Raw genomic sequence first — 21,958 nt, 5'->3', positions numbered from 1 at the left:
TAAGGCCAAACCTATGAGCGAGTTGTTGTCCTCCGTCAGTGAACACCTCCTGGCACCCGGTGGCGTGACCATCGAAAGTTTGCAAACCGTGCTCGGTGATCTGGCCGGGCCGGGCATCGACGCGGCCGATCTGTATTTCCAGGGCCAGATTTCCGAGTCGTGGGCTCTCGAAGACGGCATCGTCAAGGAAGGCAGTTTCAACCTTGACCAAGGCGTCGGTGTGCGCGCGCAATCCGGTGAAAAGACCGGCTTTGCCTACAGCAACGCTATTACCCTTGAAGCCCTTGGCCTCGCTGCCCGTGCGGCGCGCTCGATTTCCCGTGCCGGCCAGAACGGCACGGTGCAGGCGTTCAGCACCCAGGACGTGGCCCAGTTGTACGCGCCGGATAACCCCCTGGAAGTGATCAGCCGTGCGGAGAAGGTCGACTTGCTCAAGCGTATCGACGCGGCCACCCGTGCCCTCGACCCGCGTATCCAGCAAGTGACCGTGAGCATGGCCGGTGTGTGGGAGCGCATCCTTGTGGCGTCCACCGACGGCGGCCTGGCGGCAGATGTACGGCCGCTGGTGCGTTTCAATGTCAGCGTGATCGTCGAGCAGAACGGTCGCCGCGAGCGTGGCGGTCATGGTGGTGGTGGGCGTACCGACTACCGCTATTTCCTCGCTGAAGACCGTGCCATGGGCTATGCCCGTGAAGCGCTGCGTCAGGCATTGGTCAACCTGGAAGCCATTCCCGCGCCAGCCGGTACATTGCCGGTGGTGTTGGGCTCGGGCTGGTCCGGTGTGTTGCTCCATGAAGCCGTAGGGCACGGCCTGGAAGGCGACTTCAACCGCAAGGGCAGTTCGGCCTACAGTGGGCGCATGGGCGAGATGGTCGCCTCCAAGCTGTGCACCATTGTCGATGACGGCACCCTGGCCGGTCGCCGTGGCTCGCTGAGCGTCGACGACGAAGGTACGCCGACCGAGTGCACCACGCTGATTGAAAACGGCGTGCTCAAGGGCTACATGCAAGACAAACTCAACGCCCGCCTGATGGGAGTGGCCCGCACCGGTAACGGCCGTCGCGAGTCTTACGCGCACTTGCCGATGCCACGCATGACCAACACCTACATGCTCGGTGGCGAAAGCGACCCGGCAGAAATCATTGCCTCGGTAAAACGCGGGATCTACTGCGCCAACCTCGGCGGCGGCCAGGTGGATATCACCAGCGGTAAGTTTGTGTTCTCCACCAGCGAGGCGTACCTGATCGAAGACGGCAAGATTACCGCGCCGGTCAAAGGGGCGACGTTGATTGGTAACGGGCCGGAAGCCATGAGCAAGGTGTCGATGGTCGGTAACGACCTTTCGCTGGACAGCGGCGTGGGCACGTGCGGCAAGGATGGGCAGTCAGTGCCGGTCGGCGTTGGTCAGCCTACCTTGAAGATTGATGCGATCACCGTGGGTGGCACGGGCTCGTAAGTGCCGGAGCTTCGGGTGGCGAGGACCGCCACCCGGGGAAGAGGATCAACGCAGGCCGCGTTGAGTCTCGTCCAGCTCACGGATGTACTTGAAAATTTTACGGCTGGTGGCCGGAGCCTTGTTTTGCGCCACTTCGTGCTGGGCCTGACGGATCAGGGAGCGCAGTTGCTGGCGGTCCGCGTCCGGATAGTCCACTACGAATTTCTCCAGCACCGCGTCATCGCCCGAGATCAGGCGGTCACGCCAACGTTCCAGGTTATGGAAGCGTTCGTTGTACTGGCGAGTAGAGGCATCCAGTTGATCGAGCAAGGTCAGAATGGCGTCAGTGTCCTGATCGCGCATCAGTTTGCCGATAAACATGATGTGCCGTTTACGCGCGATATTCGCGGTGTGCTTAGGTGCATCCGCCAGAGCCCGGCGCATTTCGTCGGTCAGTGGCAGTTTTGCAATCAAGTCCGGCTTGAGCGTTGTAAGGCGCTCGCCGAGGTCAACCAGAGCATGCAGCTCGCGTTTGACCTGGGTTTTGCTTTTCTCCCCATCGAGGGAGTCGTCGTAAGAATCAACCATGGTGGCAGTCCGCAAAGAAACGCCGCCATGATAACCAGTCGGGGGCCGCTTGTCCGGCCCGGTCGCTCGATGGCCTTAACCGAAAGCAGAATTTGAGTGGAGAAAACCATGAGTGCAGCCCAAAGCGTCGGTCCGCAAGCGTTACCGGCACTGCAGGAACAAGTCGAGCAGATCCTTGCCGAGGCCAAGCGCCAGGGGGCCAGTGCCTGTGAAGTGGCGGTGTCGCTGGAGCAGGGGCTGTCGACGTCGGTACGCCAGCGGGAAGTGGAAACCGTGGAGTTCAACCGCGACCAGGGGTTTGGCATCACATTGTATGTGGGGCAGCGCAAAGGGTCGGCCAGTACCTCGGCCAGTGGGCCGGAAGCGATTCGCGAAACCGTCGCGGCGGCGTTGGCCATTGCCAAGCATACCTCCGAAGATGAGAGCTCGGGCCTGGCAGATAAAGCGCTGATGGCCAAGGATTTAAAGGACTTCGATCTTTTTCACGCTTGGGATATCACACCCGAACGGGCAATCGAACTGGCGCTGACTTGCGAAGCGGCGGCCTTTGATGCCGATGCCCGCATCAAAAACGCCGACGGCACCACGCTGAGCACACATCAAGGCTGTCGCGTCTATGGCAATAGCCATGGTTTCATCGGCGGCTATGCCTCGACTCGCCATAGCTTGAGCTGTGTGATGATCGCTGAAGCCAATGGCCAGATGCAGCGCGACTATTGGTATGACGTCAGCCGTCAGGGCGAATTGTTGGCCGACCCGGTCAGCATCGGCCAGCGCGCCGCGCAACGTGCAGCAAGCCGCCTGGGCGCCCGTCCGGTACCGACTTGCGAAGTCCCTGTGCTGTTTTCGGCGGAACTGGCCGGTGGTTTGTTCGGCAGTTTCCTGGGCGCGATTTCCGGCGGTAATCTGTACCGCAAGTCTTCGTTTCTTGAAGGCGCTATTGGCCAGAAACTGTTTCCTGAGTGGTTGACCATCGATGAACGTCCGCACCTGATGCGTGCCATGGGCAGTTCAGCGTTCGACGGTGATGGCCTGGCCACTTATGCCAAGCCATTTGTCGAGAAGGGCGAGCTGGTGTCCTACGTACTGGGCACGTACGCCGGCCGCAAGCTTGGCCTGCCAAGCACTGCCAACTCCGGTGGCGTGCACAACCTGTTCGTCACCCATGGCGACGAAGATCAGGCGGCGCTGTTGCGTCGTATGGGCCGCGGCTTGCTGGTCACCGAATTGATGGGCAGTGGCCTGAATATGGTTACCGGTGATTATTCACGCGGCGCGGCAGGTTTCTGGGTGGAAAACGGTGAAATTCAATTCGCCGTTCAGGAAGTCACCATTGCCGGCAATATGCGCGATATGTTCAAGCAGATCGTCGCGGTGGGTAATGACCTGGAACTGCGCAGCAACATTCGCACGGGTTCTGTACTGATCGAACGGATGACCGTCGCCGGCAGCTAACCCCTCCGACGCTTAACGAAAAGGCGCACCATCTTCTCGATGGCGCGCCTTTTTTTATGGCTGAGCCATGAGCGGATTAACCTGCTGCTCTTGTTTTGATTCTTAATATCAATTAATAATAAATCTCATTATCGAATGAGTGTGGATCATGAGTTCTGTCCTGCATGAGGATCCGTACCTTGAGAGCTGGCGCTGGATGAGTCGTCAGATTCGCTGCGGCCTCGATCCCAATGAACCTCGCCTGATTGAACATTACCTCAGTGAGGGCCGATACCTGGCGTGCTGCACCGCGACCCACCCGTGGACGATTGCTGAAACGTCATTCCGCCTGCTGATCGACACCGCCAGCGACATCGCCTTGCCCTGGCACTGGCGATCCCTGTGCCTGGACCAGGCGTGGCGTCCGTTGCGCGACCTGGAAAATCTTTCCCACTGCGCCTGCCGACTCAAGCGCTGGCAGACCTTTGCCTGGCAATTGGCAACCTGCGAATTGCTGCCGTCTATTTCTCACTCCGACCTGGTGCAAGGATCTTCCGATGAGTAATACCCGTATCGAACGCGACAGCATGGGCGAACTGCAAGTGCCTGCCGAGGCCTTGTATGGTGCGCAAACCCAGCGCGCGGTGAATAATTTCCCGATCAGCAGCCAACGCATGCCGGCGCAATTCATTCGCGCACTGATCCTGGCCAAAGCCGCCGCAGCCAAGGCTAACGTCGACCTCAAGCAAATCAGCGAAGGGCAGGGCAAGGCCATTGTCGACGCTGCCCAAGGCTTACTCGAAGGCGATTTCATGCCGCACTTCCCGGTGGATATCTTCCAGACCGGCTCCGGCACCAGCTCCAACATGAATGCCAACGAAGTGCTTGCGACCCTGGCCAGTCGCTTGCTGGGCGAGCCGATCAACCCCAACGACCACGTGAATTGCGGCCAAAGCAGCAATGACATCATTCCGACCACCATTCACGTCAGCGCAGCGCTGGTCTTGCACGAACACACCCTGCCGGCCCTTCTGCACCTGGTTCAGGTGATCGAACACAAGGCCGAACAAGTCCACCCGTTCATCAAGACCGGCCGTACGCACTTGATGGACGCGATGCCCGTGCGCATGAGCCAGGTGCTCAATGGCTGGGCGCAACAGCTCAAGGCCAATATCGCTCACTTGCAGGACCTGCTGCCGAGCTTGCAGGCGTTGGCCCAGGGCGGCACGGCGGTCGGCACCGGGATCAACGCACACCCGGAATTTGCGGCCCGCTTCAGCCAGCACCTGAGCAGCCTCACCGGCGTGAAATTCACGCCAGGCAAAAACCTGTTCGCGTTGATCGGTTCCCAGGACACCGCCGTCGCCGTCTCCGGCCAACTGAAAGCCACCGCCGTGTCGCTGATGAAAATCGCCAACGACTTGCGGTGGATGAACTCCGGCCCATTGGCCGGGCTCGGTGAAATCGAACTGGAAGGCCTGCAGCCAGGCTCTTCGATCATGCCGGGCAAGGTCAACCCGGTGATCCCGGAAGCGACCGCCATGGTCGCCGCCCAAGTTATCGGCAATGACACGGTCATTACCGTCGCCGGCCAGTCCGGCAACTTCGAACTGAACGTGATGTTGCCGATCATCGCCCAGAACCTGCTCAGCAGCCTTGAGTTGCTGGCCAACGCCAGCCGGCTGTTGGCTGATAAGGCGATCGCCAGCTTCAAGGTCAACGAAGCCAAGCTCAAGGAAGCGCTGTCGCGTAACCCGATTCTGGTCACTGCACTTAACCCGATCATTGGTTACCAAAAAGCCGCTGAAATTGCCAAGAAGGCTTATCAGCAAGGCCGCCCGGTGATTGATGTCGCCCTCGAGCACACCGACTTGCCACGTAGCCAACTGGAAATCCTGTTGGATCCGGAAAAACTCACGGCCGGCGGCGTGTAATCACCGACTCTGCTTTGGAGGTTCACCATGGAGCATTGGAAACGCACGATCGAACGGGCCAATCGTTGCTTTATGGCGGGCGAGCTGGTCGATGCTCGTGAGGCCTATTTGCAAGCCCTGGCCTTGGCTCAAGTGCTGTTCGAGCGCTGGGCGGATGCCGACGAAGCAGTGGCGGCTTGCGTCATTTCCCATCACAACCTGGCGGACCTGCACCTGCGTCTGAACCAGCCGGAGGAAAGCGCGGAATACCTTTGTGCCATTCACCAGCGGCTGTTGCAGACCCTGCAGGACCCGCGCCTGAGCCCGCAATTGCGCGAGGCGGCGCTGCGCCAGAGCAGCAAGACCTATGTCGAACTGTTGAACTTCATCAGCGATCACGGCGAATACCCGCGTACCCATCGCCTGCTTGGCGGCACTGCGGTGCAACCGATCACTCCACACTACGGCGCACATTGATATGACTTACACCTTGCCTGCTTTGCCCTACGCCTATGACGCCCTGGAACCGCACATCGATGCGCAGACCATGGAAATCCACTACACCAAACACCATCAGACCTATATCAATAACTTGAATGCTGCAGTCGAGGGCACTGAATTCTCGGGCTGGCCGGTTGAGAAGCTGGTTTCAAGCGTGCAGCAACTACCGGAAAAACTGCGCGCCGCCGTGATCAACCAAGGCGGGGGGCATGCTAACCACTCGCTATTCTGGGCGGTGATGTCGCCAAAAGGCGGAGGCAAACCCGAAGGCGTGCTGGGCAAAGCCATCGATGAACAGTTGGGCGGCTTCGACAGTTTCAAGGAGGCCTTTACCAAGGCCGCATTGACGCGTTTCGGCAGCGGCTGGGCCTGGTTGAGCGTTACCCCGCAAAAGACCCTGGTGGTGGAAAGCAGTGGCAACCAGGACAGCCCGCTGATGAGCGGCAACACGCCGATCCTCGGCCTGGACGTGTGGGAACACGCTTACTACCTGCGCTACCAGAACCGTCGCCCGGAATACATCAACGCCTTCTACAGCGTCATCCATTGGCCGGAAGTCGCCGCACGCTACCAGGCCGCTGTGGCCTGACATTTATCTATAACAAGATCTAAGGCCGACTATGGGCACTGAAACGCTGGCGATCAGCAGCGGGCGAATGTTTCGTTATGCGTTTGGCTCGCTGCTGCTGTTGGCAGGCACTGCATTGCTGGTGGCGCAAGGGCTGAGCTGGCTGGACCTTGAGCCGCGTATATTGCGTGCCTTGCAGGGCGGCGCGATCTGCGCGCTCGGCACGGCGCTGGGTGCGGTGCCGGTGTTGGTGATTCGCCGGATGCCGGTGGCACTGAGTGATACCTTGCTGGGCTTTGGGGCCGGGGTAATGCTGGCGGCGACGGCTTTTTCGCTGATCGTGCCGGGCATTGCTGCCGCGCAAGGCCTTGGGCTTTCGCGTTGGGGCGCCAGTGGTTTGATCAGCTTCGGGATTATGCTCGGGGCATTCGGTCTTTACCTGGTCGACCGCAAGGTATCGGGCGCCAGCCCGGAGATGCGGGTGGGCACGCCGGGTCAACCGGTGATTCCCCCGCGTATCTGGCTATTTGTGTTTGCCATCATTGCCCACAACATTCCGGAAGGCATGGCGGTAGGTGTTTCGGCCGGTGGCGGAATGCCGGATGCCGACAGCTTGGCCATGGGGATTGCCCTGCAGGACGTGCCGGAAGGTTTGGTGATCGCGCTGGTCTTGGCCGGGGCGGGCATGTCGCGAGTCAAGGCGTTCTTGATCGGTGCCGCGTCGGGCTTGGTCGAGCCGGTGTTTGCCGTGCTGTGTGCATGGCTGGTGAGCCTGGCGGAGGTTTTGTTGCCGTTAGGGCTCGCGTTGGCGGCGGGGGCGATGTTGCTGGTGGTGACTCACGAAGTTATCCCCGAGTCGCGCCGTCATGGTCACGAAAAGCTTGCCAGCCTGGGCTTGTGCATCGGGTTCTGTTTGATGATGGTGATGGATACTGCTTTAGGGTGAGGCCATTGCAGCCTCACACCCGCCGTAAAGGGTGAGTTTACTCGCCCTCATCAAAGAAGTTATTGATCAGCTTTACCAGCGCGTCCATCGCTTCCTGCTCTTGTTCGCCTTCCGTCTTCAAATGAATCTTGGTGCCCTTGCCGGCGGCCAGCATCATCATGGCCATGATGCTTTTACCGTCTACCATGGATTCCGGCGTTCGCCCTGCGCGGATCTGGCAGGGGAACTGCCCGGCGACGCCGACGAATTTGGCGGAGGCTCGGGCATGCAAACCCAGCTTGTTGATGATTTCAATTTCCAGAGCGGGCATCGCGGGGGTGTTCCTTTCAGCTAAGGTCGCGGTGGCGAACCTGGACGTTCTTGAGGGTTTGTTGCAGCACCTGGCCCAGGCGCTCGGTCAGGTACACCGAGCGATGGTGGCCGCCGGTGCAGCCGATGGCAATGGTGACATAAGCCCGGTTGCTTGCCGCAAAGCGCGGTAACCATTTGAGCAGGTAGCTGGAGATGTCCTGGAACATCTCCTCGACATCCGGTTGCGCAGCCAAGTACTCGGCCACCTGCTGATCAAGGCCGGACTGATCACGCAGCTCGGGCTTCCAGTAAGGATTGGGCAGGCAGCGCACATCAAACACCAGATCGGCATCCACCGGCATCCCGCGCTTGAAGCCAAACGACTCGACCAGAAATGCGGTGCCAGGCTCTGGCTGGTTCAGCAAGCGCAGCTTGATGGCATCCCGCAATTGATACAGGTTCAGGCCGGTGGTGTTGATCTTGAGGTCGGCCAGATCAATGATCGGTCCCAGCAGCGTGGTCTCGTCCTCGATGGCTTCGGCCAGCGAGCGGTGAGGGCTGCTGAGGGGGTGGCGGCGACGGGTTTCGGAAAAACGCTTGAGCAGCGTCTCTTCATCGGCGTCCAGGTACAGCACATCGCAATTGATATGCTTGGCGCGTACTTCCTCAAGCAATTGCGGAAAGCGCTGAAGATGGCTGGGCAGGTTGCGGGCGTCAATCGAGACGGCAACCAGGGGCTGCGCCAGCTCGGTGTGGATCAATGCACGCTCCGCCAACTCCGGCAGCAAACCGGCGGGCAGGTTGTCGATGCAATAAAAACCGTTGTCCTCAAGGACGTTGAGGGCGGTGCTTTTACCCGAGCCGGAGCGGCCGCTGACGATGATCAAACGCATGATTACTGCCCGTTTTGTTCATCCAGGACAACCTGATAGAGCGCCTCGTTGCTGTCGGCGCTGCGCAGTTTGTCGCGTACTTCCTTGCGGTCGAGCATGCTGGCGATCTGCCGGAGCAGTTCCAGGTGCGCATCGGTGGCGGCTTGCGGGACCAGCAGGACGAAGAGCAGGTCAACCGGGGCGCCGTCGATGGCGTCGAAATCGATGGGGGCGTCTAGGTGCAGCAGGGCGCTGATTGGAGACTCACAGCCTTGCAGGCGGCAGTGAGGAATCGCGATGCCGTTGCCAAAGCCAGTAGAACCAAGCTTTTCACGGGCGATCAGAGCCTCAAAGACAGCTTGCGTATCCAGGTCGGGCACTTCACGGCCGATCAGATTGGCAATTTTTTCGAGGGTTTTCTTTTTGCTGCCGCCCGGCACGTTCACCTGGGAACGGCCGGGGGTCAGGATGGTTTCAAGTCGAATCATGGGTGGGGAGTGTTAGCGGCCAGTGCCTTGAAGAAGGCTCTGCTGCTTTTCCTTATGCTTTTTAAGTTGGCGGTCAAGCTTGTCAGTCAAGGCATCGATCGATGCATACATGTCTTCATGCTCGGCATTGGCGACCACTTCGCCACCGGGTATCTGCAAGGTCGCTTCAATTTTCTGCTGAAGCTTATCGACCTTCATGATGACCTGCACATTGGTGATCTTGTCGAAATGACCCTCGAGTCGTTTCAGCTTCTGCTCGACATATTCGCGCAATGGAGGGGTGACTTCTACATGGTGTCCACTGATGTTGACTTGCATACAGCTTCTCCTTCGTTGCCAGTGCATAAAGCGACAGGCAAAAGCGCCTGCCACTGGAACGCTATGGCCCGCCCGTCACATCAAACGCTTACGCTCGCTGGAAGGCGCGATCCCGAGGGACTCGCGGTACTTGGCGACGGTTCGACGGGCGACCTGAATGCCTTGTGCCTCCAGTAAACCAGCGATCTTGCTGTCACTCAACGGCTTTTTCTGATTTTCCGCGGCAACCAGTTTTTTAATGATCGCGCGGATCGCCGTGGACGAGCATTCGCCGCCTTCGGAGGTACTTACGTGGCTGGAGAAAAAGTATTTCAGCTCATAAATACCCCGTGGGGTATGCATGAATTTCTGCGTGGTTACCCGGGAAATCGTCGATTCATGCATGCCAACCGCCTCAGCGATATCGTGCAGGACCAAGGGTTTCATGGCCTCGTCACCATATTCGAGGAAGCCGCGCTGGTGCTCGACGATCTGAGTGGCCACTTTCATCAGGGTTTCGTTGCGGCTTTGCAGGCTCTTGATGAACCAGCGCGCTTCCTGCAACTGATTGCGCATGAAGGTGTTATCGGCACTGGTGTCGGCACGGCGCACAAAACCTGCGTATTGCGGGTTGACGCGCAGGCGAGGCACCGACTCCTGGTTCAGTTCCACCAGCCAACGCTCGTTGTCTTTGCGCACGATTACATCGGGAACGACGTATTCGGCTTCGCTGGACTCGATCTGCGAGCCCGGGCGGGGGTTAAGGCTCTGTACCAGCTCGATGACCTGGCGCAGGTCGTCTTCCTTGAGCTTCATGCGGCGCATCAGCTGGCTGTAATCGCGGCTGCCCAGCAGGTCGATGTAGTCGGTGACCAGGCGCTGGGCTTCGGCGAGCCACAGGGTCTTGGCGGGCAGTTGGCGCAGTTGCAGCAACAGGCACTCGCTCAGTGTGCGGGCGCCGATGCCGGCGGGCTCGAACTGCTGGATGCGGTGCAGGACGGCTTCGATTTCGTCCAGTTCGATGTCCAGTTCCGGATCGAAAGCCTCAAGGATCTCTTCGAGCGTCTCGTCGAGGTAACCCTGGTTATTGATGCAGTCGATCAGGGTCACGGCGATCAGGCGATCGGTGTCGGACATCGGCGCCAGGTTCAATTGCCACAGCAAATGGCTCTGCAGGCTTTCGCCGACGGAGGTGCGGGTGGTGAAGTCCCACTCGTCATCATCATTGCTGGGCAGGCTGCTGGCGCTGGTCTGGTAAACGTCTTCCCAGGCGGTGTCCACCGGAAGCTCGTTGGGAATGCGTTCGTTCCATTCGCCTTCCTCAAGGTTGTCCACCGTAGGGGCGGTTTCCTGATAGGAAGGTTCCTGCACGTCGGAGTTGGGTTTTTGCTCGATGTTGTCGGCCAGCGGGTCTGCATTATCGAAGTCGTCGCCTTCTTCCTGGCGTTCGAGCATCGGATTGGACTCCAGGGCCTCCTGGATTTCCTGTTGCAGGTCCAGGGTCGACAATTGGAGCAGGCGGATGGCCTGTTGCAGCTGCGGTGTCATCGTCAGCTGCTGGCCCATTCTCAGGACTAGCGATGGTTTCATGGCAGGGGCTTAACACCTTATTCGCCGGCGCAATGCGCCATCCACGACAGGGCGCGTGAGCGCCAAACATAAGCAAATTATATGCCTGATGTCGGGGGCTTTGCCTAGAGCGCGGTAACAATAAAAAACCAGAGGTTTTTATTGACTCCCGCGCGCTTTGGCGAACGGCCAGACACCACAGTGCTTACAGGCGGAACTCGTGGCCCAGGTACACTTCCTTGACCAGTTCGTTGGCCAGGATGGTGGCGGAGTCGCCTTCGGCGATCAGCTGGCCATCGTTGACGATATAAGCCGTTTCACAGATATCCAGGGTCTCACGGACGTTGTGGTCGGTGATCAATACACCGATACCCTTGGCCTTGAGGTGATGGATGATCTGCTTGATATCGCCGACCGAGATCGGGTCGACACCGGCGAAGGGTTCATCCAGCAGGATGAATTTCGGCGCGGTGGCCAGGGCGCGGGCGATTTCCACACGACGACGTTCACCACCGGACAAGCTCATGCCGAGGTTGTCGCGGATGTGGTTGATATGGAATTCCTGCAGCAGGCTTTCCAGCTCTTTGCGGCGGCCGTCACGGTCGAGTTCCTTGCGGGTCTCGAGGATCGCCATGATGTTGTCTGCTACCGACAATTTGCGGAAGATCGACGCTTCCTGGGGAAGATAGCCGATACCTGCGCGTGCACGACCGTGCATCGGCTGGTTGCTGACGTCCAGGTCGTCGATCAAGACACGGCCCTGATCCGCCTGGACCAGGCCGACAATCATATAGAAGCACGTGGTCTTGCCGGCGCCGTTGGGGCCAAGCAAGCCAACGATCTGGCCGCTGTCGATCGATAAACTGACGTCGCGTACGACCTGACGGCTTTTATAAGCTTTGGCCAGATGCTGGGCTTTCAGGGTTGCCATTAGTTCGCCTTCTTCGCAGCGGGGTTGGGCGCAGGCTGGGCGGCGCCTTCTTTCTGCTTCGGCTGGATAACCATGTCGATGCGCGGCTTCGGAGTGCCGATCTTCGCGCCAGTGGCACGACCGGCCTGGGCGATCTGCTTCACCGTGTCATAGGTGATTTTTTCACCGTCTGTGGTGTTGCCATCGCTGCTGACAACCCTGGCCTGGTCGATCAGGATGATGCGATTCTGCTGGGCGTGGTACTGGATGGTCCTGCCATAGCCCTTGATCGGGGCTGGGTCCGTAGCCGCCTGCTTCTGTTCGAAGTAAGCCAGGTTGCCCACCGAGGTCACCACGTCAATGTCGCCACCCGGCGTACGCGTGAGCGTCACCGTGTTGCCGGTGATTTTCATCGAGCCTTGGGTGATGATCACGGCGCCCGTATAGGTCGCAACACCTTGCTTGTCATCCAGCTGAGCGTCGTCAGCCTGAATGTGGATCGGTTGCTGGCTATCGTTCGGCAGAGCCCAGGCGCTCACGCTTCCCAGTGCTGCGCCCAGACCGAGCAAAATAGGGAGGGTTTTAACGAGCCTCATACTGTCCTCTTACGTTCGATAGCAGGTGTATCCTGCTTTCTTTCAAATACGCTTTCATTCCCTTGCCAGTCGATACACCGCCAGCGCCGTCGATTCTAACGTCTTGCTCGGTCTGCGCATATTGCTGTTGTGGGAAAACGGTCATGCGACTACTGGTAATAATGGTGTCGCGCTTCTTCTCGTCAGTACGTGCAACACGTACCGAGTCGATCAGTTCTACCTGGGTACCGTCCGAGTTGACTTCGCCACGCTTGCTGGTGACGTGCCACGGGTAGTCGGTGCCCTTGTAGAGATTCAGATCGGGATTGGTCAGCAGGCTGACGTCCGTAGCCTTGAGGTTCTCAACTTTATCGGCGGTCATTTCGTACTGAACCTTGCCATCAGGCAGGAACTGTATGGTATGGGCGTTGAGAGCGTAATAGGCGATAGCGCTGTCGTCGACGGCCACTACAGGCTTGTCGAGAAAGCGCTCCGGGCTGATATTCCAGTAGCCCACCGCCAGGAACAGCGCGGCGATGACCCCGAATAGCAGGAAGTTGCGAATCTTTTTGCTCAGCATAAAACGCTCTATAGGTAGGCGGCGTGGGCCGCTTCAAGACTGCCCTGGGCACGCAGGATCAATTCGCAGAACTCGCGGGCGGCACCCTCACCGCCACGTGCGGTCGTGATGCCATGGGCGTGTTCGCGAACAAAAGCCGCCGCATTGGCGACGGCCATGCCCAGGCCCACCCGGCGAATAACCGGCAGGTCAGGCAGATCGTCACCCAGATAGGCAACCTGCTCATAGCTTAGGTTGAGTTGGCCAAGAAGCTCGTCCAGAACCACCAGTTTATCCTCGCGGCCCTGATACAGGTAAGGAATCCCCAAGTTTTGTGCGCGGCGTTCCACAACCGGTGTCTTTCGACCACTGATAATGGCTGTTTGCACACCGGCGGCCATCAACATTTTGATGCCCTGGCCGTCGAGTGTGTTGAAGGTCTTGAATTCGCTGCCATCTTCGAGAAAGTACAGGCGGCCATCGGTCAGCACGCCATCAACGTCGAAAATCGCCAATTTGATGTTTTTACCGCGTTGCAACAGGTCGCTGGTCATTTACATCACTCCCGCACGCAGCAAGTCGTGCATGTTCAGGGCGCCAATCGGGCGGTCGTCGCTATTGACCACCACCAGCGCGCCAATCTTGTGGTCTTCCATGATCTTCAGCGCTTCGGCGGCAAGCATCTCTGGGCGTGCAGTCTTGCCGTGTGGCGTCATGACCGCATCAATAGTGGCGGTGTGGATATCGATCGTGCGGTCCAGGGTGCGGCGCAGGTCGCCGTCGGTGAACACCCCGGCCAAACGCCCATCAGCCTCCAGGATCACGGTCATGCCCAGGCCTTTGCGGGTCATTTCCATCAGCGCGTCCTTCAGCAAGGTGCCGCGCTGCACGTGAGGCAGCTCGTCGCCCGAATGCATGACGTTTTCCACTTTGAGCAGCAGTCGACGACCCAGGGCGCCGCCCGGGTGCGAAAACGCGAAGTCCTCAGCGGTAAAGCCGCGCGCTTCCAGCAGGGCCACGGCCAGGGCATCGCCCATGACCAGCGCGGCGGTGGTTGAGGAGGTCGGTGCCAGGTTCAACGGGCAGGCCTCGTGGGCAACGTGAACATTCAGGTTCACTTCGGCAGCCTTGGCCAGCGTCGACTCCGGATTGCCGGTGAGGCTGATCATTTTAATGCCCAGACGCTTGATCAGCGGCAGCAGGGTCACGATTTCGTTGGTGGTGCCGGAGTTAGACAGTGCCAGGATGATGTCATCCTTGGTGATCATGCCCATGTCGCCGTGGCTGGCTTCGGCCGGGTGCACGAAAAAAGCCGTGGTCCCGGTACTTGCCAGGGTGGCGGCGATCTTGTTGCCGACGTGGCCGGATTTGCCCATGCCGACCACGACAACGCGGCCCTTGCTGGCCAGAATCATCTCGCATGCACGTACGAAATCTGCGTCGATATGGGCCAGCAAACCTTCTACGGCTTCAAGCTCGAGGCGGATGGTGCGTTGTGCGGATTGAATAAGCTCGCTGGATTGGCTCATGTCTTAAATCGTATAGCCTGACGAAAAGGCGGCGATTATAGCGGTAATGATCAATTCCCTCACGCTAGTTCGTCAGGCTTTATTCGGCAGGTGCCTGAGTTTCATGCTCGGCAGCGTTTTTTTCCCTGTCCCGAATCTGAACGAGGGCTGTTCCGGCCTTGGGGGCTCTGCACCAGCAGTGATATAGTTCGCCGCCAGTTCGGTCCGCCCAACCCATGGCGCTAACTATTGCACATACGTTGCAAACGAAAGTCGCATACATGGTGTCTGAGTGAAAGGCTGCATCCCAAGGAGATTAGATGAGTGCCGATAACGCCTACGCGGTCGAGCTGAAGGGCCTTACCTTCAAGCGCGGGACGCGCAGCATCTTCAATAACGTCGATATTCGCATTCCCCGCGGCAAGGTCACGGGCATCATGGGGCCTTCCGGTTGCGGCAAGACCACACTGTTGCGTCTGATGGGCATGCAATTGCGTCCCAGCGCCGGCGAAGTGTGGGTCAACGGTCAGAACCTGCCGACATTGTCGCGCAGCGATCTGTTCGATGCGCGCAAGCACATGGGAGTGCTGTTCCAGAGTGGCGCACTGTTCACCGACCTCGACGTGTTCGAAAACGTGGCGTTTCCGCTGCGGGTGCACACCCAGCTGTCAGATGAAATGATTCGTGACATTGTCTTGTTGAAACTGCAGGCCGTGGGCCTTCGTGGTGCCGTCGACCTGATGCCTGACGAGTTGTCGGGCGGCATGAAGCGTCGTGTCGCCCTGGCGCGAGCCATCGCCCTCGATCCGCAGATCCTCATGTATGACGAGCCGTTCGTGGGCCAGGACCCGATCGCCATGGGCGTGCTGGTGCGCCTGATTCGCCTGCTCAACGATGCGTTGGGGATCACCAGTATCGTGGTGTCGCACGACCTGGCCGAAACCGCGAGCATTGCCGACTACCTTTATGTAGTCGGCGATGGTCAGGTGCTGGGGCAGGGCACGCCTGAAGAGCTGATGAACGCTGACAACCCGCGCATTCGCCAATTCATGACCGGCGATCCCGATGGCCCGGTGCCTTTTCATTTTCCGGCAGCGGACTACCGCTCAGATCTTCTGGGGAAGCGCTGATGCGCAAGACATCTTTAATCGAGAAGGTTCGCCTTTTCGGTCGCTCCGGTATCGACTTGGTCGAAGTGCTGGGGCGTTCGACGATTTTCCTGTTTCATGCATTGCTTGGTCGCGGCGGGATTGGCGGTGGCTTCGGCCTGCTGCTCAAGCAGCTGCACTCGGTGGGCGTGATGTCCCTGGTCATCATCGTGGTTTCCGGGATTTTCATCGGCATGGTGCTGGCTTTGCAGGGGTTCAACATCCTCTCCAGCTACGGTTCGGAGCAGGCTGTGGGGCAGATGGTCGCCCTGACGCTGTTGCGCGAACTCGGCCCGGTGGTCACCGCCTTGCTGTTTGCCGGGCGCGCGGGTTCCGCATTGACTGCCGAAATCGGCAACATGAAGTCCACCGAGCAGTTGTCCAGCCTGGAAATGATCGGCGTGGACCCGCTCAAGTATATTGTTGCGCCGCGCCTGTGGGCCGGCTTCATTTCCCTGCCACTGCTGGCGATGATTTTCAGCGTGGTGGGCATCTGGGGCGGTTCGTGGGTGGCGGTTGACTGGTTGGGCGTCTATGACGGCTCTTACTGGGGCAACATGCAAAACAGCGTGACCTTCAGTGGCGACGTGCTCAACGGCATCATAAAGAGCATCGTCTTCGCCTTTGTAGTGACCTGGATCGCCGTATTCCAAGGCTATGACTGTGAGCCCACTTCAGAAGGGATCAGTCGCGCCACCACCAAGACCGTTGTGTACGCCTCGCTGGCAGTACTGGGCCTTGACTTCATTTTGACCGCCTTGATGTTTGGAGATTTCTGATGCAAAACCGCACTGTGGAAATCGGTGTCGGCCTTTTCTTGCTGGCTGGCATCCTGGCTTTACTGTTACTGGCCCTGCGAGTCAGCGGCCTTTCGGCCAGCCCCACCGCCGACACTTATAAACTTTACGCGTACTTCGATAATATTGCCGGTTTGACTGTCAGAGCTAAAGTGACCATGGCCGGTGTAACCATCGGCAAGGTCACGGCAATCGATCTGGATCGCGACAGCTTCACCGGCCGAGTGACCATGCAAGTCGACAAGAAGGTAGATAATCTGCCGACTGACTCGACTGCATCTATTCTCACTGCGGGTCTGCTGGGCGAGAAGTACATCGGTGTCAGCGTGGGCGGGGAAACAGCCCTGCTCAAGGATGGTTCGACAATCCACGACACACAGTCGTCGTTGGTGCTTGAAGACCTGATCGGTAAATTCCTGCTCAATACGGTCAATAAAGACGCCAAATGAGGAACCTGTTCATGATCTCTACCTTGCGACGTGGCCTGCTGGTGCTGCTTGCAGCGCTGCCGCTGATGGCCAACGCGGCGGGTTCTGCGCACGATCTGGTGCAGGACACGACCAACAAGATGTTGGCTGACCTGACTGCCAACAAAGAGCAGTACAAACAAGACCCGACCAGGTTTTACGAAGCACTGAATACCATTGTGGGCCCGGTGGTCGATGCCGAAGGCATTTCCCGCAGCATCATGACGGTCAAGTATTCGCGCAAGGCTACCCCTGCGCAAATGCAGACATTCCAGGAAAACTTCAAGAAGGGCCTGTTCCAGTTCTACGGCAACGCCCTGCTGGAGTACAACAATCAAGGCATTACCGTCGCCCCAGCCGGGGATGAGTCGGGTGATCGCACCAGCGTTAACATGAGCGTCAAAGGCAACAACGGCGCCATCTACCCTGTGCAGTACACGCTGGAGAAGGTCAACGGCGAGTGGAAGCTGCGTAACGTGATCATCAACGGTATCAACATCGGCAAGCTGTTCCGCGATCAGTTCGCCGACGCCATGCAGCGCAATGGCAACAACCTGGACAAGACCATTAATGGTTGGGCCGGTGAAGTCGCCAAAGCCAAAGAAGAAACCGACAAACAAGCTGCCGGGAAGCCTGCGCAATGACCGAGTCGGCTGTTCGTCTTGGCGACGCCGGCGAGTTGTTCCTCAGTGGCGTGCTGGATTACCGCTCCGGGCCTGACCTGCGCAAGCAGGGTCAGGCGCTGATCAAGTCCAGCGCGGCACCTGCGCTGGTGCTTGATTGCTCGGCGGTGACCAAGTCCAGCAGCGTCGGCCTGTCGTTGCTGCTGTGCTTCATTCGTGATGCCGAAGCGGCCAGTAAGCCGGTCAGTATCCGTGCCTTGCCCGACGACATGCGTGAAATTGCGCAGGTTTCCGGTCTGACCGAGCTGTTGGCGCATCCTTAATACACATTATCAAAGAAGCCCCCCGTCAGAGTCCTGCTATGCGGGGTTCGCAGGCGCGGGGCTTTTTTGTATGATGTGCGACCCGTGCGCACTGGGCGCCGATAGAGGTTGAGCATGCAGGCCCTAGAAGTTAAAAGCTTCCTTGAAGGAAAGCTGCCGGAAACGAACGTAGAAGTTGAAGGCGAAGGCTGCAATTTCCAGCTGAACGTGATTAGCGATGAACTGGCGGCATTGAGCCCGGTCAAGCGTCAACAGCAGATCTATGCCCATTTAAACCCGTGGATCACCGATGGCAGCATCCACGCGGTCACTATGAAATTTTTCAGCCGCGCGGCCTGGGCCGAGCGCACCTGAGCCCCCAAGGCGTCGAGATTCTTATGGATAAATTGATTATTACCGGCGGTGCCCGCCTTGATGGCGAGATCCGCATTTCCGGTGCGAAAAACTCCGCCTTGCCGATTTTGGCAGCGACCCTGCTGTGCGACGGCCCGGTGACTGTGGCCAACCTGCCGCACCTGCACGACATCACCACCATGATCGAGCTGTTCGGTCGCATGGGCATCGAGCCGGTGATTGACGAGAAACTCAGCGTCGAAATCGACCCGCGCACCATCAAGACCCTGATCGCTCCGTACGAGTTGGTGAAAACCATGCGTGCGTCGATCCTGGTACTGGGCCCGATGGTTGCCCGTTTCGGTGAAGCTGAAGTGGCACTGCCTGGCGGTTGCGCCATCGGCTCGCGTCCGGTCGACCTGCACATTCGTGGCCTTGAAGCCATGGGTGCAACCATCGACGTTGAGGGCGGCTACATCAAGGCCAAGGCGCCGGAAGGCGGCCTGCGTGGTGCCAACTTCTTCTTTGATACCGTCAGCGTGACCGGTACCGAGAACATTATGATGGCTGCCGCCCTGGCGAACGGCCGCAGCGTGCTGCAAAACGCCGCGCGCGAGCCGGAAGTGGTCGACCTGGCCAACTTCCTGATCGCCATGGGTGCCAACATCTCTGGCGCCGGCACCGACACCATCACCATCGACGGTGTTAAACGCCTGCATCCGGCCACCTACAAAGTGATGCCTGATCGCATCGAGACCGGCACTTACCTGGTGGCCGCTGCCGTTACCGGTGGTCGCGTCAAGGTCAAGGACACTGATCCGACCATCCTTGAAGCGGTCCTGGAAAAGCTGCGTGAGGCCGGTGCAGAAATCACCACCGGCGAAGACTGGATCGAGCTGAACATGCACGGCAAGCGGCCCAAAGCGGTCAACGTGCGTACCGCTCCGTACCCGGCGTTCCCGACCGACATGCAGGCGCAGTTCATTTCCTTGAACGCAATTGCCGAAGGCACCGGTGCTGTGATCGAGACCATCTTCGAAAACCGCTTCATGCACGTGTATGAACTGCATCGCATGGGCGCCAAGATCCAGGTCGAAGGCAACACCGCCATCGTCACGGGCATCGAGAAGCTCAAGGGCGCGCCAGTCATGGCAACCGACCTGCGTGCTTCCGCCAGCCTGGTGATCTCGGCGTTGTGCGCTGACGGCGACACCCTCATCGACCGCATCTACCACATAGACCGTGGTTACGAGTGCATCGAAGAAAAACTGCAGATGCTCGGCGCCAAGATCCGCCGCGTACCGGGCTAGTTCCCGCTGCACGGGCGCAGGGATGCGCCCGCACGGGGTGTGCACGCGTATTAACGCTTGCGCACCCCGGCCGAATTTGTTTCAAATCGAGGCTGTAATGGCCTCGATCTGTGTCTGGCGCCGTTTGCGACCGGACAGCAATAGCCTGATGAAGGACTGACGTTTCCCATGTTGACCATCGCATTGTCCAAGGGCCGCATCCTTGACGACACTTTGCCGCTTCTGGCTGAAGCGGGCATCGTGCCGACCGAGAATCCGGACAAGAGCCGCAAGCTGATCATCCCCACGACCCAGGACGACGTTCGCCTGCTGATCGTGCGGGCTACCGACGTGCCGACCTACGTTGAACATGGCGCAGCCGACCTCGGTGTCGCCGGCAAAGACGTGCTGATGGAGTACGGTGGCCAGGGCCTTTACGAGCCGCTGGACCTGCGTATTGCCCTGTGCAAGCTGATGACCGCCGGCCGTGTCGGTGACGTCGAGCCCAAAGGCCGCCTGCGCGTGGCGACCAAGTTCGTCAACGTCGCCAAGCGCTACTACGCGGAACAAGGCCGTCAGGTCGACATCATCAAGCTTTACGGCTCGATGGAGCTGGCGCCGCTGATCGGCCTGGCCGACAAGATTATCGACGTGGTCGACACTGGCAACACGCTGCGTGCCAACGGTCTAGAGCCTCAGGATTTCATTGCCGACATCAGCTCTCGCCTGATCGTCAACAAAGCTTCAATGAAAATGCAACACGCCCGTATCCAGGCGTTGATCGACACCCTGCGCAAGGCAGTGGAGTCTCGACACCGCGGTTGACCCGCCTGCGCGGCCTCAGGTCGCGCCCGTCTATCCGCCTCATAGCCAGAGTTCTCAGGTGCCCAAGCGGAAACGACTGCTGGGAAGGTGCGCTGACGTTCAATAACGAATCGCGCCTTACCCCAAAAGGCAACTTATGTTAGTAGAAGATTCTTTTTCAATAATTAGCGACGCGCAGCAGTCTGCCGTTTGAGGTAAGGCCCTGCGAGTTGGCACTGTGGTTGCGCCATGCTGCGTTGCGAGACTTGGTAAGGAAATAACTCTTCCCAGCGTCCCGCGCCTTGCCTGGCTTAACCACAGTATCAACGCGCTTCGTTATTGAACGTCAGCGCACCTTCGGGCGCCTGAGTTTTTGCCAATTCTATTGAGGCCCTCGCTATGACCACGTCCACTGCAATTGCCCGACTCAACGCTGCCGACCCGGATTTCGCCCATCATCTGGATCATCTGCTGAGCTGGGAAAGCGTGTCCGACGACTCGGTCAACCAGCGGGTGCTCGACATCATCAAGGCCGTGCGCGAGCGCGGTGATGCGGCGCTGGTGGATTTCACTCGCCAGTTCGACGGCCTCGACGTCGCGTCGATGTCGGACCTGATCCTGCCCCGCGAGCGGCTTGAACTGGCCCTGACGCGTATCACGCTGCCCCAGCGCGAAGCATTGGAAGTCGCGGCGGCGCGGGTGCGCAGCTACCACGAAAAACAGAAGCAGGATTCCTGGAGCTACACCGAGGCCGATGGCACCGTGCTGGGCCAAAAGGTCACGCCTCTGGATCGCGCCGGCCTGTACGTACCGGGCGGTAAAGCCTCGTACCCGTCGTCGGTACTGATGAATGCAATCCCGGCCAAAGTGGCGGGCGTGACCGAAGTGGTCATGGTCGTGCCGACCCCGCGCGGTGAGATCAACGAGCTGGTACTGGCAGCAGCCTGCATCGCCGGGGTTGACCGCGTGTTCACCATCGGTGGTGCTCAAGCCGTTGCGGCGCTGGCCTACGGCACCGAAAGCGTGCCGAAGGTCGACAAAGTGGTCGGTCCCGGCAACATCTATGTGGCCACCGCCAAGCGCCACGTATTTGGCCAGGTCGGTATCGACATGATCGCAGGCCCTTCGGAAATCCTGGTGGTGTGTGACGGCCAGACCGACCCGGACTGGATCGCCATGGACCTGTTCTCCCAGGCCGAGCACGATGAAGATGCGCAGGCGATCCTGGTCAGCCCCGACGCCGAGTTCCTCGACAAGGTCGCCGCCAGCATTAACAAGCTGCTGCCGACCATGGAACGCGCCGAGATCATCGAGAAGTCGATCAATGGGCGTGGCGCGCTGATCCTGGTGCGTGACATGGAGCAGGCCATCGAAGTGGCCAACCGCATTGCGCCGGAGCACCTGGAGTTGTCGGTGGCCGACCCACAGGCCTGGCTGCCGTCGATTCGCCACGCCGGTGCGATCTTCATGGGGCGTCACACCAGCGAAGCCCTGGGCGACTACTGTGCAGGCCCGAACCACGTGTTGCCGACTTCCGGCACTGCGCGCTTCTCGTCGCCGCTGGGGGTGTATGACTTCCAGAAGCGTTCGTCGATCATCTTCTGCTCGCCACACGGCGCATCCGAGCTGGGCAAGACCGCCTCAGTGCTGGCCCGTGGTGAATCCCTCAGCGCTCACGCCCGCAGCGCCGAATACCGCATCCTTGAAGAAGGGAACTAAG

Annotated in this window: 27 protein-coding genes; 16 read left to right on the top strand and 11 right to left on the bottom strand. The window is 59.3% G+C overall.

The annotated features are described in order from the left end of the window. Positions 1 to 13 precede the first annotated feature (13 nt). Positions 14 to 1,456 (top strand): metalloprotease TldD, encoded by a 1,443-nt coding sequence (tldD, locus tag JFT85_RS11495; protein WP_064450712.1) that lies wholly within the window; start codon positions 14 to 16, stop codon positions 1,454 to 1,456. Positions 1,457 to 1,501: 45 nt separating this feature from the next. Here tldD and yjgA read toward each other — a convergent pair whose 3' ends face one another. Further along, complete coding sequence (gene yjgA / locus JFT85_RS11490) at positions 1,502 to 2,023, bottom strand: ribosome biogenesis factor YjgA (RefSeq protein WP_053254411.1); 522 nt, start codon at positions 2,021 to 2,023, stop codon at positions 1,502 to 1,504. A 108-nt stretch (positions 2,024 to 2,131) separates the two neighbouring features. Here yjgA and pmbA point away from each other — a divergent pair, with 108 nt between their 5' ends. The 6 genes from pmbA (at position 2,132) to JFT85_RS11460 (ending at position 7,385) form a co-directional block, all read left to right on the top strand. Beyond that, positions 2,132 to 3,478, top strand: coding sequence for a metalloprotease PmbA (gene pmbA, locus JFT85_RS11485; RefSeq protein ID WP_078827749.1), 1,347 nt, complete (start codon positions 2,132 to 2,134; stop codon positions 3,476 to 3,478). Positions 3,479 to 3,626: 148 nt separating this feature from the next. Then, positions 3,627 to 4,022, top strand: a complete 396-nt coding sequence (locus tag JFT85_RS11480) for a hypothetical protein (RefSeq protein ID WP_053254413.1) — start codon at positions 3,627 to 3,629, stop codon at positions 4,020 to 4,022. Next, a complete protein-coding gene (locus tag JFT85_RS11475) occupies positions 4,015 to 5,391 on the top strand; it encodes a class II fumarate hydratase (RefSeq protein WP_053254414.1) in 1,377 nt (458 codons plus the stop codon). Before JFT85_RS11480 ends, JFT85_RS11475 begins: the two co-directional genes overlap by 8 nt. Before the next feature lie 27 nt (positions 5,392 to 5,418). After that, entirely contained in the window at positions 5,419 to 5,847 is a 429-nt protein-coding gene (locus JFT85_RS11470; protein WP_053254415.1) for a hypothetical protein, read from the top strand. A 1-nt stretch (position 5,848) separates the two neighbouring features. Next, positions 5,849 to 6,460: a superoxide dismutase gene (locus JFT85_RS11465; protein WP_053254416.1), complete on the top strand. Its 612-nt coding sequence runs from the start codon at positions 5,849 to 5,851 to the stop codon at positions 6,458 to 6,460. A gap of 31 nt (positions 6,461 to 6,491) precedes the next feature. Continuing rightward, positions 6,492 to 7,385: a ZIP family metal transporter gene (locus tag JFT85_RS11460; protein ID WP_053254417.1), complete on the top strand. Its 894-nt coding sequence runs from the start codon at positions 6,492 to 6,494 to the stop codon at positions 7,383 to 7,385. A 37-nt stretch (positions 7,386 to 7,422) separates the two neighbouring features. Here JFT85_RS11460 and JFT85_RS11455 read toward each other — a convergent pair whose 3' ends face one another. The 10 genes from JFT85_RS11455 to JFT85_RS11410 form a co-directional block, all read right to left on the bottom strand. Beyond that, positions 7,423 to 7,695 (bottom strand): HPr family phosphocarrier protein, encoded by a 273-nt coding sequence (locus JFT85_RS11455; protein ID WP_049709983.1) that lies wholly within the window; start codon positions 7,693 to 7,695, stop codon positions 7,423 to 7,425. Positions 7,696 to 7,711: 16 nt separating this feature from the next. After that, on the bottom strand, positions 7,712 to 8,569 hold the full coding sequence (gene rapZ / locus JFT85_RS11450; protein ID WP_201229866.1) for an RNase adapter RapZ: 858 nt from the start codon (positions 8,567 to 8,569) through the stop codon (positions 7,712 to 7,714). A gap of 2 nt (positions 8,570 to 8,571) precedes the next feature. Beyond that, positions 8,572 to 9,036, bottom strand: coding sequence for a PTS IIA-like nitrogen regulatory protein PtsN (ptsN, locus tag JFT85_RS11445; protein WP_201229864.1), 465 nt, complete (start codon positions 9,034 to 9,036; stop codon positions 8,572 to 8,574). A 12-nt stretch (positions 9,037 to 9,048) separates the two neighbouring features. Then, the gene (gene hpf / locus JFT85_RS11440) at positions 9,049 to 9,354 is read right to left on the bottom strand and encodes a ribosome hibernation-promoting factor, HPF/YfiA family (RefSeq protein ID WP_017138237.1); all 306 of its coding nucleotides are present in this window, start codon (positions 9,352 to 9,354) and stop codon (positions 9,049 to 9,051) included. Between the two features lie 75 nt (positions 9,355 to 9,429). Then, complete coding sequence (locus JFT85_RS11435; protein WP_053254420.1) at positions 9,430 to 10,923, bottom strand: RNA polymerase factor sigma-54; 1,494 nt, start codon at positions 10,921 to 10,923, stop codon at positions 9,430 to 9,432. 184 nt (positions 10,924 to 11,107) lie between these two features. Beyond that, complete coding sequence (gene lptB / locus JFT85_RS11430) at positions 11,108 to 11,833, bottom strand: LPS export ABC transporter ATP-binding protein (RefSeq protein ID WP_053254421.1); 726 nt, start codon at positions 11,831 to 11,833, stop codon at positions 11,108 to 11,110. Then, on the bottom strand, positions 11,833 to 12,408 hold the full coding sequence (gene lptA / locus JFT85_RS11425; RefSeq protein ID WP_053254422.1) for a lipopolysaccharide transport periplasmic protein LptA: 576 nt from the start codon (positions 12,406 to 12,408) through the stop codon (positions 11,833 to 11,835). The genes lptB and lptA overlap by 1 nt, the downstream gene beginning before the upstream one ends. Continuing rightward, positions 12,395 to 12,967 (bottom strand): LPS export ABC transporter periplasmic protein LptC, encoded by a 573-nt coding sequence (gene lptC, locus JFT85_RS11420; RefSeq protein ID WP_069552864.1) that lies wholly within the window; start codon positions 12,965 to 12,967, stop codon positions 12,395 to 12,397. Before lptC ends, lptA begins: the two co-directional genes overlap by 14 nt. An 8-nt stretch (positions 12,968 to 12,975) precedes the next feature. Beyond that, positions 12,976 to 13,500, bottom strand: a complete 525-nt coding sequence (locus JFT85_RS11415; RefSeq protein ID WP_069552865.1) for a KdsC family phosphatase — start codon at positions 13,498 to 13,500, stop codon at positions 12,976 to 12,978. Beyond that, positions 13,501 to 14,475, bottom strand: coding sequence for a KpsF/GutQ family sugar-phosphate isomerase (locus JFT85_RS11410; RefSeq protein WP_053254425.1), 975 nt, complete (start codon positions 14,473 to 14,475; stop codon positions 13,501 to 13,503). A 299-nt stretch (positions 14,476 to 14,774) separates the two neighbouring features. Here JFT85_RS11410 and JFT85_RS11405 point away from each other — a divergent pair, with 299 nt between their 5' ends. The 9 genes from JFT85_RS11405 (at position 14,775) to hisD (ending at position 21,957) form a co-directional block, all read left to right on the top strand. After that, a complete protein-coding gene (locus JFT85_RS11405) occupies positions 14,775 to 15,584 on the top strand; it encodes an ATP-binding cassette domain-containing protein (RefSeq protein ID WP_053254426.1) in 810 nt (269 codons plus the stop codon). Then, positions 15,584 to 16,381, top strand: coding sequence for a lipid asymmetry maintenance ABC transporter permease subunit MlaE (mlaE, locus tag JFT85_RS11400; protein ID WP_053254427.1), 798 nt, complete (start codon positions 15,584 to 15,586; stop codon positions 16,379 to 16,381). Before JFT85_RS11405 ends, mlaE begins: the two co-directional genes overlap by 1 nt. After that, positions 16,381 to 16,848 (top strand): outer membrane lipid asymmetry maintenance protein MlaD, encoded by a 468-nt coding sequence (mlaD, locus tag JFT85_RS11395; protein WP_005784855.1) that lies wholly within the window; start codon positions 16,381 to 16,383, stop codon positions 16,846 to 16,848. The genes mlaE and mlaD overlap by 1 nt, the downstream gene beginning before the upstream one ends. 11 nt (positions 16,849 to 16,859) lie before the next feature. Then, positions 16,860 to 17,510, top strand: coding sequence for an MlaC/ttg2D family ABC transporter substrate-binding protein (locus tag JFT85_RS11390; RefSeq protein ID WP_053254428.1), 651 nt, complete (start codon positions 16,860 to 16,862; stop codon positions 17,508 to 17,510). Further along, positions 17,507 to 17,812, top strand: coding sequence for an STAS domain-containing protein (locus tag JFT85_RS11385; protein ID WP_053254429.1), 306 nt, complete (start codon positions 17,507 to 17,509; stop codon positions 17,810 to 17,812). Before JFT85_RS11390 ends, JFT85_RS11385 begins: the two co-directional genes overlap by 4 nt. A 114-nt stretch (positions 17,813 to 17,926) precedes the next feature. After that, entirely contained in the window at positions 17,927 to 18,166 is a 240-nt protein-coding gene (locus JFT85_RS11380; protein ID WP_008434291.1) for a BolA family protein, read from the top strand. A 23-nt stretch (positions 18,167 to 18,189) separates the two neighbouring features. Then, positions 18,190 to 19,455 carry a UDP-N-acetylglucosamine 1-carboxyvinyltransferase gene (gene murA, locus JFT85_RS11375; protein ID WP_069552867.1) on the top strand — a complete coding sequence of 422 codons (1,266 nt, stop codon included), beginning with the start codon at positions 18,190 to 18,192 and terminating at the stop codon, positions 19,453 to 19,455. 168 nt (positions 19,456 to 19,623) lie between these two features. Then, positions 19,624 to 20,259, top strand: a complete 636-nt coding sequence (gene hisG / locus JFT85_RS11370) for an ATP phosphoribosyltransferase (protein WP_003188599.1) — start codon at positions 19,624 to 19,626, stop codon at positions 20,257 to 20,259. Positions 20,260 to 20,637: 378 nt separating this feature from the next. Next, the gene (gene hisD / locus JFT85_RS11365; protein WP_069552868.1) at positions 20,638 to 21,957 is read left to right on the top strand and encodes a histidinol dehydrogenase; all 1,320 of its coding nucleotides are present in this window, start codon (positions 20,638 to 20,640) and stop codon (positions 21,955 to 21,957) included. Position 21,958 lies beyond the last annotated feature (1 nt).

Source organism: Pseudomonas sp. TH04, from assembly GCF_016651355.1.
GTDB lineage: Bacteria > Pseudomonadota > Gammaproteobacteria > Pseudomonadales > Pseudomonadaceae > Aquipseudomonas > Aquipseudomonas fluorescens.
This window is presented reverse-complemented; position numbering and strand designations above follow the sequence as displayed.

Excerpts from the sequence above, each read along its gene's own strand:
- tldD (WP_064450712.1), top strand. The coding sequence starts at position 14 with ATGAGCGAGTTGTTGTCCTCCGTCAGTGAACACCTCCTGGCACCCGGT.
- yjgA (WP_053254411.1), bottom strand. The coding sequence starts at position 2,023 with ATGGTTGATTCTTACGACGACTCCCTCGATGGGGAGAAAAGCAAAACC.
- pmbA (WP_078827749.1), top strand. The coding sequence starts at position 2,132 with ATGAGTGCAGCCCAAAGCGTCGGTCCGCAAGCGTTACCGGCACTGCAG.
- JFT85_RS11480 (WP_053254413.1), top strand. The coding sequence starts at position 3,627 with ATGAGTTCTGTCCTGCATGAGGATCCGTACCTTGAGAGCTGGCGCTGG.
- JFT85_RS11475 (WP_053254414.1), top strand. The coding sequence starts at position 4,015 with ATGAGTAATACCCGTATCGAACGCGACAGCATGGGCGAACTGCAAGTG.
- JFT85_RS11470 (WP_053254415.1), top strand. The coding sequence starts at position 5,419 with ATGGAGCATTGGAAACGCACGATCGAACGGGCCAATCGTTGCTTTATG.
- JFT85_RS11465 (WP_053254416.1), top strand. The coding sequence starts at position 5,849 with ATGACTTACACCTTGCCTGCTTTGCCCTACGCCTATGACGCCCTGGAA.
- JFT85_RS11460 (WP_053254417.1), top strand. The coding sequence starts at position 6,492 with ATGGGCACTGAAACGCTGGCGATCAGCAGCGGGCGAATGTTTCGTTAT.
- JFT85_RS11455 (WP_049709983.1), bottom strand. The coding sequence starts at position 7,695 with ATGCCCGCTCTGGAAATTGAAATCATCAACAAGCTGGGTTTGCATGCC.
- rapZ (WP_201229866.1), bottom strand. The coding sequence starts at position 8,569 with ATGCGTTTGATCATCGTCAGCGGCCGCTCCGGCTCGGGTAAAAGCACC.
- ptsN (WP_201229864.1), bottom strand. The coding sequence starts at position 9,036 with ATGATTCGACTTGAAACCATCCTGACCCCCGGCCGTTCCCAGGTGAAC.
- hpf (WP_017138237.1), bottom strand. The coding sequence starts at position 9,354 with ATGCAAGTCAACATCAGTGGACACCATGTAGAAGTCACCCCTCCATTG.
- JFT85_RS11435 (WP_053254420.1), bottom strand. The coding sequence starts at position 10,923 with ATGAAACCATCGCTAGTCCTGAGAATGGGCCAGCAGCTGACGATGACA.
- lptB (WP_053254421.1), bottom strand. The coding sequence starts at position 11,833 with ATGGCAACCCTGAAAGCCCAGCATCTGGCCAAAGCTTATAAAAGCCGT.
- lptA (WP_053254422.1), bottom strand. The coding sequence starts at position 12,408 with ATGAGGCTCGTTAAAACCCTCCCTATTTTGCTCGGTCTGGGCGCAGCA.
- lptC (WP_069552864.1), bottom strand. The coding sequence starts at position 12,967 with ATGCTGAGCAAAAAGATTCGCAACTTCCTGCTATTCGGGGTCATCGCC.
- JFT85_RS11415 (WP_069552865.1), bottom strand. The coding sequence starts at position 13,500 with ATGACCAGCGACCTGTTGCAACGCGGTAAAAACATCAAATTGGCGATT.
- JFT85_RS11410 (WP_053254425.1), bottom strand. The coding sequence starts at position 14,475 with ATGAGCCAATCCAGCGAGCTTATTCAATCCGCACAACGCACCATCCGC.
- JFT85_RS11405 (WP_053254426.1), top strand. The coding sequence starts at position 14,775 with ATGAGTGCCGATAACGCCTACGCGGTCGAGCTGAAGGGCCTTACCTTC.
- mlaE (WP_053254427.1), top strand. The coding sequence starts at position 15,584 with ATGCGCAAGACATCTTTAATCGAGAAGGTTCGCCTTTTCGGTCGCTCC.
- mlaD (WP_005784855.1), top strand. The coding sequence starts at position 16,381 with ATGCAAAACCGCACTGTGGAAATCGGTGTCGGCCTTTTCTTGCTGGCT.
- JFT85_RS11390 (WP_053254428.1), top strand. The coding sequence starts at position 16,860 with ATGATCTCTACCTTGCGACGTGGCCTGCTGGTGCTGCTTGCAGCGCTG.
- JFT85_RS11385 (WP_053254429.1), top strand. The coding sequence starts at position 17,507 with ATGACCGAGTCGGCTGTTCGTCTTGGCGACGCCGGCGAGTTGTTCCTC.
- JFT85_RS11380 (WP_008434291.1), top strand. The coding sequence starts at position 17,927 with ATGCAGGCCCTAGAAGTTAAAAGCTTCCTTGAAGGAAAGCTGCCGGAA.
- murA (WP_069552867.1), top strand. The coding sequence starts at position 18,190 with ATGGATAAATTGATTATTACCGGCGGTGCCCGCCTTGATGGCGAGATC.
- hisG (WP_003188599.1), top strand. The coding sequence starts at position 19,624 with ATGTTGACCATCGCATTGTCCAAGGGCCGCATCCTTGACGACACTTTG.
- hisD (WP_069552868.1), top strand. The coding sequence starts at position 20,638 with ATGACCACGTCCACTGCAATTGCCCGACTCAACGCTGCCGACCCGGAT.